The sequence below is a fragment of the Paraliobacillus quinghaiensis genome (assembly GCF_003426025.1).
Taxonomy (GTDB): domain Bacteria; phylum Bacillota; class Bacilli; order Bacillales; family Amphibacillaceae; genus Paraliobacillus_A; species Paraliobacillus_A quinghaiensis.
The window spans coordinates 49,616-64,636 of sequence record NZ_QJSH01000013.1 but is presented as its reverse complement, the minus strand read 5'-3'; the positions used below and the strand labels follow the sequence as shown (position 1 = coordinate 64,636).

Below are 15,021 nucleotides of genomic sequence, written 5' to 3'. Positions count from 1 at the left end.
AAAGATTGACTCTACTGGTCGATTGTGGTAGCATTGAAAAATGCCAATAGGTCGATTCGTTTGTCAAGAAGTGATTTGTGCAATTTTATGTATATTTAGACCTAAAATGGAAACAATGGTAAGAGTTTTGGGTTAGTATGTAGAAGTGGTTAAATTGGTAGAGGTTAGTATACTCTATTAGCTATCCATAAGAAAAAGAATCATCTAGATCATTTACTTTTATGGTAGATGTTTTTATATTAACTTGTAAATAAAATATCATTTACAAGTCCGTTCGGTAATGCGCCGAACAATTTTTATTCTGATTAAATTATACCTTTTCCACTACATAAGTCAATAGCAGTAAAAATATTAGTGGATTTGGACAAAGATTTACGAGCTTAATAAAAAATCTTTTTGATTGATTAAGCTTTTTTGTTTTCTATTCTTGATTTGAGGGGTGAAGCAGTTGACAGGTCAGCTAGTTCAGTATGGACGACACCGCCAGCGCAGAAGCTACGCACGTATTAGTGAGGTATTGGAACTACCAAATCTTATCGAGATTCAAACAGCTTCCTACGAGTGGTTTTTAGAGGAAGGTTTACGAGAAATGTTTAAAGATATTTCTCCAATTGAGGATTTTGCAGGTAATTTATCATTAGAGTTTGTTGATTACAGCTTAGGTGAGCCGAAATATCCTGTAGGAGAATCCAAAGAAAGAGATGTTACTTATAATGCCCCGCTTCGTGTAAAGGTTCGTTTATTAAATAATGAAACAGGCGAAGTAAAAGAGCAAGAAGTATTTATGGGGGATTTCCCGTTGATGACGGACACTGGTACTTTTGTCATCAATGGAGCTGAGCGTGTTATTGTATCACAACTCGTTCGTTCACCAAGTGTATATTACAGTGAAAAGATTGATAAAAACGGCAAGCGAGGATACAAAGCTACAGTTATTCCTAATAGAGGAGCTTGGCTTGAGTTTGAAACAGATGCCAAAGATGTTGTGCATGTTCGTATAGACCGGACTAGAAAACTACCTATCACTGTTTTATTACGTGCTCTAGGATTCAGTAATGATCAAGAAATTATTGATCTAATCGGTGAAAACGAATATTTAAAAAATACATTAGAAAAAGATAATACAGAAACAAGTGAAAAAGCCTTACTAGAAATTTACGAGCGTTTACGCCCTGGAGAACCACCTACTGTGGAAAATGCAAAAAGTTTATTAGTTTCTAGATTTTTTGATCCAAAGCGTTATGATTTGGCGCATGTTGGTCGCTACAAAATGAATAAGAAGTTGCACATTAAGAATCGACTTTTCAATCAGATTTTAGCAGAAACATTAGTGGATCACGAAACAGGAGAAGTATTAGCGCAAAAAGGTGATAAATTAGATCGTCGTTTATTAGATAAAATCTTACCTTATTTGGATGGAGAAGCAGATAGTTTTGGAGAACAATATATTCAGCCAAACGAAGGTGTCTTAGAAGATCCAATTAAAATTCAAGTAATTAAAATTGTTGACCCGACTGATCCAGAAGGTGAAAGAACATTAAATGTAATTGGTAATGGAACTGTTGATGATGCAATAAAAAACATTGCACCATCTGATATTCTAGCAGCAATTAATTATTTCTTTAACATCTTACATCAAGTTGGTGACACAGATGATATTGATCACTTGGGTAACCGTAGACTACGTTCTGTAGGTGAATTACTACAAAACCAATTCCGTATCGGACTTTCCCGAATGGAGCGAGTCGTACGTGAGCGTATGTCTATTCAAGATACATCAGCAATTACACCGCAACAATTGATCAATATACGTCCAGTTATTGCGTCAATTAAAGAGTTTTTTGGTAGTTCACAGCTCTCTCAATTTATGGACCAAACGAATCCATTAGCAGAACTAACGCATAAACGTCGTTTGTCTGCATTAGGACCAGGTGGTTTAACGCGTGAACGTGCAGGGTTTGAAGTGCGTGACGTACACTATTCACACTATGGTCGTATGTGTCCAATTGAAACACCTGAGGGTCCGAATATTGGTTTAATTAACTCTCTTTCTTCATATGCAAAAGTAAATAAATTTGGTTTTATTGAAACGCCATATCGTCGTGTTGATCCTGAGACTGGTAAAGTGACAGATCGCTATGATTACTTAACTGCAGATGAACAAGATAATTATGTTGTTGCACAAGCAAATGCAAAATTAGCTGAAGATGGTTCATTTATTGACGAAGAAGTTATTTCACGTTTCCGTGACGAAAACGTTATTGTATCACGTGACCGTATTGATTATATGGATGTATCACCAAAGCAGGTTGTGTCTGCTGCGACGGCTTGTATTCCATTCTTAGAGAATGATGACTCGAACCGTGCACTTATGGGTGCGAACATGCAACGTCAAGCTGTTCCATTATTGCAACCACGCTCGCCAATTGTTGGAACTGGAATGGAGTATGTATCAGGTAAAGACTCTGGTGCTGCTGTTATTAATAGACACGAGGGTGTTGTGGAACGTGTAGAAGCGAAAGAAATTCATGTTCGTCGTGTTTCAGAAGTTGATGGTAAAAAAGTAAAAGGCGATGTAGATAAATATCGTTTACAAAAATTCATTCGTTCTAACCAAGGATCTTGTTATAATCAACGTCCAATCGTAAGTGTGGGTGATCAGGTAACTGTAGGCGAAATCCTAGCAGATGGACCTTCAATGGAAGACGGAGAGCTAGCTTTAGGGCAGAATGTTTTAGTAGGTTTCATGACGTGGGAAGGGTATAACTATGAGGATGCCATTATCATGAGTGAGCGCTTAGTAAAAGATGATGTCTACACTTCTATTCATATTGAAGAATATGAATCAGAAGCACGCGATACAAAATTAGGGCCTGAAGAAATAACAAGAGATATTCCAAATGTCGGAGAAGATGCATTAAGTGATCTTGACGAAAGAGGAATCATCCGCGTTGGTGCGGAAGTGGAAGATGGCGATCTATTAGTAGGTAAAGTTACACCTAAGGGCGTAACCGAATTATCTGCTGAAGAACGATTACTACATGCTATCTTTGGTGAAAAAGCTCGTGAAGTTCGTGATACATCACTACGAGTACCACACGGTGCTGGTGGTATTGTGTTAGATGTTAAAATATTTAACCGTGAAGATGGTGACGAGTTACCGCCTGGTGTGAACCAATTAGTTCGTTGTTATATCGTGCAAAAGCGTAAGATTCATGAGGGCGATAAAATGGCTGGACGTCATGGTAACAAAGGTGTTATCTCTAAGATATTGCCAGAAGAGGATATGCCGTTTATGCCTGATGGTACGCCAATCGATATCATGTTAAACCCATTAGGTGTACCTTCTCGTATGAATATTGGTCAGGTGCTAGAGTTGCACCTTGGTATGGCAGCGAGACAACTAGGTATCCATGTAGCATCTCCTGTATTTGATGGAGCACGAGAAGAAGATGTATGGGAAACTATCCAAGAAGCAGGAATGGCTAGGGATGCAAAAACGGTTCTTTACGACGGACGTAGTGGTGAACCATTTGATAATCGTGTATCTGTTGGTGTGATGTATATGATTAAACTTGCACACATGGTAGATGATAAATTGCATGCTCGTTCTACTGGACCATACTCACTTGTTACACAGCAACCATTAGGTGGTAAAGCACAATTTGGTGGACAACGTTTCGGTGAAATGGAAGTATGGGCACTAGAAGCTTATGGTGCTGCTTATACATTGCAAGAAATTCTAACTGTGAAGTCAGATGATGTTGTCGGTCGTGTGAAAACATATGAAGCAATTGTTAAAGGAGACAATGTACCAGAACCTGGTATACCTGAATCTTTTAAAGTATTAATAAAAGAATTACAAAGTCTTGGTATGGATGTGAAAATGCTGTCAGCTGACGAAGAAGAAATTGAACTTCGTGATATTGAGGAAGAAGAGAGTCAATCTGCTGATCATTTTAACTTAGAACTAGAAAGTAAATAAGTAGACAGTTTCTATTTGTATCATTTTACACGGGAAAAGTTGTTCAAAATTAGCCAACAAACGAGAGGTTTTGCCTCTTGTTTGTAGCTATTTGAACACATACTAAAAGGGAGGTAGGCCCCTTGCTAGATGTAAATAATTTTGAATATATGAAAATAGGGTTGGCATCACCAGATAAAATCCGTTCTTGGTCATATGGTGAAGTAAAAAAACCAGAAACCATTAACTATCGTACTTTGAAGCCAGAAAAAGATGGTTTGTTTTGTGAAAGAATTTTTGGACCACAGAAAGATTGGGAATGTCACTGTGGAAAATACAAGCGTGTTCGTTACAAGGGTGTTGTTTGTGATCGTTGTGGTGTAGAAGTAACAAAATCTAAAGTACGACGTGAACGAATGGGGCATATAGAATTAGCTGCACCTGTTTCGCACATTTGGTATTTCAAAGGTATCCCAAGCCGTATGGGCTTAGTATTAGATATGTCACCAAGAGCATTAGAAGAAGTTATTTATTTTGCTGCATATATTGTGACTGATGCTGGTGATACAGCTTTAGAAAAGAAACAATTGCTCTCTGAAAAAGAATACCGTGCTTATCGTGACAAGTATGGTCAAACATTCCAAGCTCAAATGGGCGCAGAAGCAATCAAAAAAATCTTACAAGATATTGATCTAGATAAAGAAGTAGAAATGCTGCGCGAAGAACTGAAGACAGCACAAGGTCAAAGAAGAACAAGAGCAATTAAACGTTTAGAGGTATTAGAAGCATTCCGTAATTCAGGCAACTTTACTGATTGGATGATTTTAGAAGTATTGCCAATTATACCACCTGAATTAAGACCAATGGTACAGCTAGATGGTGGACGTTTTGCAACTTCTGACTTGAATGATCTATACCGTCGTGTAATAAACCGTAATAACCGTCTTAAGCGTTTGTTAGATCTTGGAGCGCCTAGCATTATCGTACAAAACGAAAAAAGAATGCTTCAAGAAGCTGTTGACGCATTAATTGATAATGGTCGTCGTGGCCGTCCAGTTACTGGGCCGGGTAACCGTCCACTCAAATCACTTTCACATATGTTGAAAGGGAAGCAAGGGCGTTTCCGTCAAAACTTATTAGGTAAGCGTGTTGACTACTCAGGTCGTTCTGTAATTGTTGTAGGTCCTAGTTTGAAGATGTATCAATGTGGATTGCCGAAAGAAATGGCAGTGGAGTTGTTCAAACCTTTTATAATGAAAGAGTTAGTTGAAAGAGGTTTAGCACACAATATTAAATCTGCAAAACGTAAAATTGAAAGACTTAATCCAGAAGTTTGGGATGTCTTAGAAGACGTGATTAAGGAGCATCCGGTTCTATTAAACCGTGCACCAACATTGCATAGACTAGGTATCCAAGCATTTGAGCCTACGTTAGTAGAAGGACGCGCAATTCGTTTGCACCCATTAGTGTGTACAGCATACAATGCTGACTTTGATGGTGACCAAATGGCTGTTCACGTTCCACTTTCTGCTGAAGCTCAAGCTGAAGCGCGTATTCTAATGTTAGCTGCACAAAACATCTTGAACCCTAAAGATGGAAAACCAGTAGTTACACCATCACAAGATATGGTACTAGGTAACTATTACCTCACTATGGAACGTAAAGACGCTGTTGGTGAAGGAATGGTTTTCAAAGACTTGTCTGAAGCTGTAATTGCATATCAAAGTGGATATGTGCATTTACACACTAGAGTTGCGGTACAAGCGTCTTCACTAGAAAAAGAAAACTTTACGGAAGAGCAAAACGGTAAATTACTACTTACAACCGTAGGTAAGTTAATTTTTAATGATATGCTTCCAGATTCATTCCCGTACATGAATGAGCCTACGCAAACTAACCTTGAAATCCGTACACCGGATAAGTACTTTGTTGAAAAAGGTGCTAACGTGAAGGAAGTTATTCAAGAAAGAGATATTATCCTTCCGTTTAAAAAAGGTATTTTGGGTGATATCATTGCCGAAGTGTTTAAGAAGTTTAAGATCAGTGAAACATCTAAAATGCTAGACCGTATGAAAGACCTAGGTTTTAAATATTCTACAAAGGCTGGTATTACAGTTGGTGTAGCAGATATTGTTGTATTAGCTGAGAAAGAGCATATCCTCGAAGAAGCACAAGAAAAAGTTGATAAAGTGTTGAAGCAATTCCGTCGTGGTTTGATTACGGATGAAGAACGTTACGACCGAGTTATCTCCATTTGGTCGCAGGCTAAAGATGTTATTCAGGAAAAATTAATGAAAACATTGAACCCTCGAAATCCAATCTTTATGATGAGTGATTCGGGTGCGCGTGGTAATGCATCAAACTTTACACAGCTAGCAGGTATGCGTGGTTTGATGGCCAATCCGGCAGGTAAGATTATTGAATTACCAATCAAATCAAGTTTCAGAGAGGGTCTAACTGTACTTGAGTACTTTATCTCAACACACGGTGCGCGTAAAGGACTTGCCGATACAGCACTGAAAACAGCTGACTCTGGTTACTTAACACGTCGTTTGGTTGATGTAGCACAAGATGTTATTATTCGTGATGAAGATTGTGGTACAGATAAAGGCTTAACAGTTCATTCTATTACGGAAGGAACAGAGTTAATTGAACCGTTGATTGACCGATTAATTGGTCGTACTTCATTCCAAGTTGTTCGTCATCCAGAAACGAATGAAGTGCTTGTTGATAAAAATGAAGTTATTGCTGAAGATGTTGCCAAACAAATTGTTGACTCTGGCATTACAGAAGTTACAATCCGCACGGTATTTACATGTAACACGAAACATGGGGCATGTAAAAAGTGTTATGGCCGTAACCTAGCAACTGGTCAAGAGGTTGAAGTTGGAGAAGCAGTTGGTATTATTGCAGCCCAATCAATTGGTGAACCAGGAACACAGCTAACGATGCGTACATTCCACACGGGTGGTGTAGCAGGTAGTGATATTACACAAGGTTTACCGCGTATCCAAGAGATTTTTGAAGCGCGTAATCCAAAAGGGCAAGCTGTTATTTCTGAAATATCTGGAACAGTACGCGATATTACTGAAGTAAAAGATAAGCAAGAAATCACGGTACAAGGAAATGTTGAATCTCGTTCATACACAGCTCCATATGGCGCGCGTATTACTGTGAACATTGGTGATGAAGTTGGAGCGGGTGAAGCTTTAACGGAAGGTTCAATTGATCCAAAAGAATTACTGAAGATCCAAGGTATTGATGGTGTACAATCTTATTTACTGAAAGAAGTACAGAAAGTATACCGTATGCAAGGGGTGGAAATCGGAGATAAACACGTAGAGGTTATGGTACGACAGATGCTTCGTAAAGTACGTGTTTCTGATGCTGGAGATACAGATGTATTACCTGGATCACTATTAGAAATTCACCAGTTCCGTGATGCTAACAAGAAGGTATTACTAGCTGGAACCCAACCTGCTGTTGGAAGACCAGTACTCTTGGGTATTACAAAGGCATCACTAGAGACAGATTCCTTCTTATCAGCGGCATCATTCCAAGAAACGACTCGAGTATTAACAGATGCTGCTATTAAAGGTAAACGTGATGAATTGTTAGGGCTAAAAGAAAATGTTATTATAGGTAAATTAGTCCCAGCAGGAACAGGTATGCAAAAATACCGTAAAATTCAATCAGAGACAGAAGAACCTGTAGAACAAGTACCAGAAGAGTCTTTAACTGAAGAAGTTACAAGACAATAAAAATAGGGAAAAACAAGGTGAAATAAATGAAGTAACTTGAATATAGCAAAGCTAGGATAAGAAACTTTATTTTTAAGTTGACATTATAATTCTAGAATGATACTATATTCAAGGTGCTTCTAATACCCTTGTTGCTTTGGAGGATATGAGAGTGTCTTATGAAAAAGTGGCACAGGTTAAAAATAATTTAATTATTGGTAGTAAGCAAACACTGAAAGCCATTAAAAATGGTGAAGTGGCTGAAGTCGTTATAGCTGCTGATGCAGATCAGTATGTAACGAGTAAGGTGTCGCAACTTGCAGAAAAAATGAATGTGCCGTGTATTCAAGTTGATTCAAGAAAAAAACTTGGTAAAGCATGTGGAATTGATGTAGGTACAGCGACGGTAGCAATAAAGCAGTGAGGTTTTGGTGAATGATTAAAGTTGTTCACGAAGACTTTGTTTTTTGCTTATAAATGAACCACCTGGATGTGTGGTATTACAAAGAATTGATGAAGGGAGGAAACAAACAATGCCAACAATTAATCAATTAGTACGTAAAGGTCGTGTGAGCAAAGGTAAAAAATCTGACTCACCTGCTTTGAACAAAGGCTATAACAGCTTCAAAAAATCGTTGACAAACCAATCTTCTCCACAAAAACGTGGCGTATGTACGCGTGTTGGTACGTTAACTCCGAAGAAACCAAACTCAGCATTGCGTAAATATGCGCGTGTACGTTTGACAAACGGAATTGAAGTAACAGCATATATCCCTGGAATCGGGCACAACCTTCAAGAACACAGTGTTGTTCTTATCCGTGGAGGACGTGTTAAAGACTTACCAGGTGTACGTTACCATATTGTTCGTGGAGCACTTGACACAGCTGGAGTAGAAGGCCGTGCACAAGGACGTTCAAAATACGGTACAAAGAGACCAAAAAAATAAGCTAAATTAGCTGATGATTTCAGAAAGGAGGTCAGACTATGCCACGTAAAGGTCCAGTAGCAAAACGTGATGTCTTACCAGATCCGTTATATAACTCAAAGCTTGTTACTCGTTTGATTAACCAAATTATGGTTGATGGAAGAAGAGGAACAGCACAAAAAATTCTATATAAAGCATTTGAACTTGTTCAAGAGCGTAGTGGACAACAGTCCATCGAAGTGTTTGAACAAGCTATGAAAAATGTTATGCCAGTACTTGAGGTGCGTGCTCGCCGTGTTGGTGGTTCAAACTACCAAGTACCAGTTGAGGTTCGCCCTGAACGCCGCCAAGCATTAGGACTTCGTTACATTGTAAACTACTCTCGTCAACGCGGAGAAAAAACAATGGAAGAGCGTCTAGCAAATGAGATTCTTGATGCATCTAACAATACAGGTGCTGCTGTCAAGAAAAGAGAAGATATGCACAAAATGGCGGAAGCAAACAAAGCATTCGCGCACTACCGTTGGTAGGTTAAAAACTTTAATTGTCCAGCTAATGACTTTTGGCTGGAATGAGTCGAAGAAGATACGGAACATGATGAGCTTTAGCACATCAATGTTGCCTTATCTTACATAGATGAAGGAAGCCTCATTTGTCATTGGACAATGGAGTTAATAATAAACTACGTAATTGTTTGGTTAATAGCATTTGAGCATTGAGTTTCGCATGTGGTTAACTATAAAACAAAACGAACTTAGATAATAGGAAGGAGAAAGGAAATATGCCTAGAGAATTCTCCTTGGAAAAGACACGTAATATTGGGATTATGGCCCATATTGATGCTGGTAAAACAACAGCAACAGAACGTATTCTTTTCTATACAGGACGTATCCATAAAATTGGAGAAACACACGAAGGTGCTTCTCAAATGGACTGGATGGAACAAGAGCAAGAACGTGGAATTACAATTACATCAGCTGCAACAACAGCGCAATGGAAAGGTCACCGTATCAATATTATTGATACACCAGGACACGTGGACTTCACGGTAGAAGTTGAGCGTTCATTGCGTGTGCTTGACGGTTCGGTAGCTGTACTTGATGCTCAGTCAGGTGTAGAACCACAAACAGAAACTGTTTGGCGTCAAGCTACAACATATGGTGTTCCACGTATTGTATTTGTAAACAAAATGGATAAGATCGGTGCTGACTTTCTTTATTCTGTAGGTACTTTGGGAGATCGTCTTGGTGCAAATGCACATCCTGTACAACTTCCAATTGGTGCTGAAGATGATTTCGAAGGGATCATTGACCTTATTAACATGGAAGCACACTTCTATTTAGACGATTTAGGTACACGTTCAGAAGCTCGTCCGATTCCTGATGAGTATAAAGAACAGGCTGAAGAATATCGTACTAATTTAATAGAAGCTGTAGCAGAACTTGATGAAGACCTTATGATGAGATACCTAGATGGTGAAGAAATCTCTAATGAAGAACTTGCTGTTGCAGTACGTAAAGCTACACTAAGTGTAGAATTTTATCCTGTATTCTGTGGATCTGCTTTCAAAAATAAAGGGGTTCAATTATTAATTGACGGAGTTATTGATTACTTACCATCTCCGACAGACGTACCTCCAATTGAAGGACATGTACCACAAACAAATGAAGAGGTAGTTCGTAAAGCAGATGATAACGCACCATTCTCAGCGTTAGCATTTAAAGTAGCTACTGATCCATACGTTGGTAAACTGACATTCTTCCGCGTCTATTCAGGTACTTTGAGTTCAGGTTCTTACGTTAAGAACTCATCTAAAGATAAAAGAGAACGTGTTGGACGTATTTTACAGATGCACGCTAACTCACGTGAAGAAATCTCTACTGTGTATGCTGGAGATATCGCGGGTGCTGTTGGTCTAAAAGATACTTCAACAGGAGACACTTTATGTGATGAGAAAAATCTTGTAATTTTAGAGTCTATGGAATTCCCTGAACCGGTTATTTCTGTAGCGATTGAACCTAAATCAAAAGCTGACCAAGATAAGATGGCAATTGCTTTAGGTAAGTTAGCTGAAGAAGATCCTACATTTAAAACAGAAACTGATGTTGAAACAGGTCAAACTATCATTTCTGGTATGGGTGAACTTCACCTTGATATTATCGTTGATCGTATGAAGCGAGAATTCAAAGTAGAAGCAAACGTTGGTGCACCACAAGTATCTTACAGAGAAACATTCCGTGACTCTGCTAATGTTGAAGGTAAGTTCGTTCGTCAATCTGGTGGTCGTGGACAATATGGTCACGTATGGATTACATTCGAGCCTAACACAGAGGGTGCTGGATTCGAATTTGTAAACAAAACAGTTGGTGGTTCAGTTCCACGTGAATACATCTCCTCTGTAGAAGCTGGTGTAAAAGAAGCGATGCAGAATGGTGTAGTTGCAGGTTATCCACTAATTGATTTGAAAGCAACATTGTTTGATGGAAGCTATCACGATGTCGATTCAAATGAAACTGCCTTTAAAGTTGCTGCATCTATGGCACTTAAAGCAGCGAAAAACAAATGTAACCCTGCACTTCTTGAGCCAATCGAGAAAGTTGAAATTGTTATTCCAGAAGAATACATGGGTGACATTATGGGTGATGTTACATCTCGTCGTGGTCGTGTAGAGGGCATGGAAGCTCGTGGTAATGCACAAGTTGTTAAAGCTTTTGTTCCACTTTCTGAAATGTTTGGTTATGCAACTGCACTTCGTTCTAACACACAAGGTCGAGGAACGTATACAATGCACTTTGACCACTTTGAAGAAGTACCGAAAAGTATTTCTGAAGAAATTATTAAGAAAAACACTGGAGAATAATTGATTTTTTCCAAAATATAAAGTATAACTTGTATTGTACGCTTAGAAATGAATATAATTTTGTCTCTAAGTGAGCATACATGTTTTATAAAAATTAACTTTTATTTATTTAAAGGAGGAACTATAAATGGGTAAAGAAAAATTCGACCGCTCCAAAGACCACGTTAATATTGGTACTATTGGACACGTTGACCATGGTAAAACTACACTAACAGCTGCAATTTCAACAGTACTACACAATCGTTCAGGTTCAGGTACTGCAATGGCGTACGATCAAATTGATGGTGCTCCAGAAGAACGCGAACGTGGAATCACAATCTCAACTGCACACGTTGAGTACGAAACTGAAAACCGTCACTATGCACACGTTGACTGTCCAGGTCACGCTGACTATGTTAAAAACATGATCACTGGTGCTGCACAAATGGACGGAGCTATCCTAGTTGTATCTGCAGCTGATGGCCCAATGCCACAAACTCGTGAGCACATCTTACTTTCTCGTCAAGTTGGTGTACCTGCGATTGTTGTATTCTTAAACAAAGTTGACATGGTAGACGATGAAGAACTTCTTGAATTAGTAGAAATGGAAGTACGTGACCTTCTTTCTGAGTATGACTTCCCTGGTGATGACGTACCAGTTATTGCAGGATCTGCTCTTAAAGCACTTGAAGGCGAAGAGTCATATGTTAATAAAGTATACGAATTAATGGATGCTGTTGATGAGTATATCCCACGTCCTGATCGTGATACTGAAAAACCATTCATGATGCCAGTTGAGGATGTATTCTCAATCACTGGTCGTGGAACAGTTGCTACTGGACGTGTTGAGCGTGGAGTAGTTAAAGTTGGAGACGAAATTGACATCATTGGTCTTTCTGAAGAACCTAAGAAAACTACTGTAACTGGTGTTGAAATGTTCCGTAAGCTTCTTGACTATGCTGAAGCTGGCGACAACATTGGTGCACTATTACGTGGTGTTGCACGTGAAGATATCGGACGTGGACAAGTACTTGCTAAGCCAGGTTCAATCACTCCGCACACTAAGTTTAAAGCAGAAGTTTATGTTTTATCTAAAGAAGAAGGTGGCCGTCATACGCCATTCTTCAACAATTACCGCCCACAGTTCTACTTCCGTACAACGGATGTAACTGGCGTAATTCAACTTCCTGAAGGCGTAGAAATGGTTATGCCTGGTGACAACGTTGAGATGACTGTTGAGCTTATCTCTCCAATCGCTATCGAAGATGGAACTAAGTTCTCTATTCGTGAAGGTGGCCGTACTGTAGGCGCTGGCGTTGTTGCAACAATCACTGAGTAATTAAAACATTTAAAAACAGACAACGATTTAACCGTTGTCTGTTTTTTTATAATAATATATTTATAAATGGGGTATCTAATAGAACCTATAATTACATAAAATCAGCTAGTTTAATATTTCATTAAAAAAATTCTCAATTAATCTTGCATTTCATTAAGTAGTTGTATATAATGAATAATGTTGGTCATAAAAGGCGATGATGCGGAAGGTTGTTGGCACACCCGGCCCCTTTGCCATGGCGGGGTGTCAAGAGAATTTTCGCGGAGAATGTCTATTATAAAATGGGCGAAAAGGAGGGAAAATAATGGCAAAAGAGAAAATCAGAATTCGATTAAAAGCGTACGATCACCGAATTTTAGATCAATCCGCCGTTAAGATTGTAGATACAGCGAAACGATCTGGAGCGGGGGTATCAGGACCAATTCCGTTACCTACAGAAAGATCTGTTTATACGGTTTTGCGTGCTGTACACAAATACAAAGATGCTCGTGAGCAATTTGAAATGCGTACACACAAACGTCTAATTGACATAGTTAGTCCTACACCACAAACGGTTGATGCGCTTATGCGTCTTGATTTACCATCTGGTGTGGATATTGAAATTAAACTTTAATAGAAATTAATTTAGGAGGTGTAACGGATGACGAAAGGAATCTTAGGTCGCAAAATCGGCATGACTCAACTTTTCTCTGAAGATGGAGAGTTGACACCAGTAACAGTTATTCAAGCTGAGCCGAATGTTGTTTTGCAAAAGAGAACATTAGAAAATGACGGCTATGAAGCTATTCAATTAGGTTTTGCAGACAAGAAGGAATCTCGTTCTAATAAACCAGCTAAAGGGCATGCTGCGAAAGCGAGCACGAACCCTAAGCGCTTCATTCGTGAATTCCGTAACGCAAATCTTGATGATTATGAAGTAGGTCAAGAACTTAGCGTAGAGGTTTTCCAAGCTGGAGACAAAATTGATGTAACAGGAACATCTAAAGGGAAAGGTTTCCAAGGTGCAATTAAGCGCCACAACCAATCTCGTGGTCCTATGACTCACGGTTCTCGTTACCACAGAAGACCAGGTTCAATGGGTGTTATTGATCCAATGCGTGTTTTCAAAGGTAAAAAGTTACCAGGTCAAATGGGTGGAGAAACAATTACAATTCAAAACCTAGAAGTAGTAAAAACAGATGTAGAACGTAATCTTTTACTAGTAAAAGGGAACGTACCTGGACCGAAAAAATCATTTGTAAAAATCACTAGCTCAATAAAAGCTAACTAATATAAATCGAAGGGAGGATATGTCATGCTTAAAGTAGCACTATATAACCAAAGTGGATCTCAAGTAGGTGATGTAGAATTAAACGATGCTGTATTCGGTATTGAACCAAATGAGCACGTGTTACATGATGCAGTTGTGATGCAACAAGCGTCTCGCCGTCAAGGTACACACGCTGTTAAAAATCGTTCAGCAGTACGTGGTGGTGGCCGTAAACCATGGCGCCAAAAAGGTACAGGCCGTGCGCGTCAAGGTACCATTCGTGCCCCGCAATGGGTTGGTGGTGGAGTCGTATTCGGACCAACACCTCGTAGCTACAGCTACAAATTACCGAAGAAAGTACGTCGTTTAGCACTACGTTCAGCTCTTTCTTCAAAAGTGAAGGAAGACAGCTTAGTTGTTTTAGATAGTTTAGCATTTGATGCGCCTAAAACAAAAGAAGTGGTTAATCTATTAAACGCGTTAAACGTTGATGCAAAAGCATTGATTGTAACTGCTGATAGAGACGAAGTTATTGCACGCTCTGCAAATAACTTACCAAATGCAAAAGTTTTACCTGTAAGTGAAGTTAATGTAATCGACTTGCTTACGCATGACAAGCTGATCTTAACTAAGGATGCAGCGGAAAAAGCAGGGGAGGTGCTTGCATAATGAAGGACCCACGTGATATTATTAAGCGCCCGGTTATTACGGAACACTCTTCAGACCTTATGGCTGAGAAGAAATATACGTTTGAAGTAGATCCGAAAGCAAATAAAACAGAAATTAAACAAGCTATTGAATTAATCTTTGGTGTGTCTGTTGTTCAAGTAAACACAATGAACCTTAAAGGTAAATTCAAACGCATGGGCCGTTACGGAGGATTTCGTTCGGACCGCAAGAAAGCTGTTATTCAACTATCTGAAGACAGTAAAGAACTAGAATTTTTCGAGAGTGTTTAATATAA

Annotated in this window: 11 protein-coding genes; all 11 read left to right on the top strand. The window is 39.0% G+C overall.

The window, feature by feature from the left end; all coding sequences use genetic code 11:
• Positions 1 to 439: 439 nt before the first annotated feature.
• The 11 genes from rpoB (at position 440) to rplW (ending at position 15,016) form a co-directional block, all read left to right on the top strand.
• Positions 440 to 3,985, top strand: coding sequence for a DNA-directed RNA polymerase subunit beta (gene rpoB / locus D2K40_RS10230; RefSeq protein ID WP_188618813.1), 3,546 nt, complete (start codon positions 440 to 442; stop codon positions 3,983 to 3,985).
• A 122-nt stretch (positions 3,986 to 4,107) separates the two neighbouring features.
• On the top strand, positions 4,108 to 7,725 hold the full coding sequence (rpoC, locus tag D2K40_RS10225; protein ID WP_117155613.1) for a DNA-directed RNA polymerase subunit beta': 3,618 nt from the start codon (positions 4,108 to 4,110) through the stop codon (positions 7,723 to 7,725).
• Between the two features lie 151 nt (positions 7,726 to 7,876).
• Positions 7,877 to 8,128, top strand: coding sequence for a 50S ribosomal protein L7ae-like protein (locus D2K40_RS10220; protein WP_117155611.1), 252 nt, complete (start codon positions 7,877 to 7,879; stop codon positions 8,126 to 8,128).
• A 109-nt stretch (positions 8,129 to 8,237) separates the two neighbouring features.
• Entirely contained in the window at positions 8,238 to 8,651 is a 414-nt protein-coding gene (rpsL, locus tag D2K40_RS10215) for a 30S ribosomal protein S12 (protein WP_117155609.1), read from the top strand.
• A 38-nt stretch (positions 8,652 to 8,689) separates the two neighbouring features.
• Entirely contained in the window at positions 8,690 to 9,160 is a 471-nt protein-coding gene (gene rpsG / locus D2K40_RS10210; protein ID WP_117155607.1) for a 30S ribosomal protein S7, read from the top strand.
• Positions 9,161 to 9,411: 251 nt separating this feature from the next.
• Positions 9,412 to 11,490, top strand: coding sequence for an elongation factor G (gene fusA / locus D2K40_RS10205; protein ID WP_117155605.1), 2,079 nt, complete (start codon positions 9,412 to 9,414; stop codon positions 11,488 to 11,490).
• A 127-nt stretch (positions 11,491 to 11,617) separates the two neighbouring features.
• Entirely contained in the window at positions 11,618 to 12,808 is a 1,191-nt protein-coding gene (tuf, locus tag D2K40_RS10200) for an elongation factor Tu (protein WP_117155603.1), read from the top strand.
• A 304-nt stretch (positions 12,809 to 13,112) separates the two neighbouring features.
• On the top strand, positions 13,113 to 13,421 hold the full coding sequence (rpsJ, locus tag D2K40_RS10195; protein ID WP_117155601.1) for a 30S ribosomal protein S10: 309 nt from the start codon (positions 13,113 to 13,115) through the stop codon (positions 13,419 to 13,421).
• Between the two features lie 27 nt (positions 13,422 to 13,448).
• On the top strand, positions 13,449 to 14,078 hold the full coding sequence (gene rplC / locus D2K40_RS10190) for a 50S ribosomal protein L3 (protein ID WP_117155599.1): 630 nt from the start codon (positions 13,449 to 13,451) through the stop codon (positions 14,076 to 14,078).
• 24 nt (positions 14,079 to 14,102) lie between these two features.
• Positions 14,103 to 14,726: a 50S ribosomal protein L4 gene (rplD, locus tag D2K40_RS10185; protein WP_117155597.1), complete on the top strand. Its 624-nt coding sequence runs from the start codon at positions 14,103 to 14,105 to the stop codon at positions 14,724 to 14,726.
• Positions 14,726 to 15,016, top strand: a complete 291-nt coding sequence (rplW, locus tag D2K40_RS10180; protein WP_117155595.1) for a 50S ribosomal protein L23 — start codon at positions 14,726 to 14,728, stop codon at positions 15,014 to 15,016. The genes rplD and rplW overlap by 1 nt, the downstream gene beginning before the upstream one ends.
• The last annotated feature ends 5 nt before the right edge of the window (positions 15,017 to 15,021 follow it).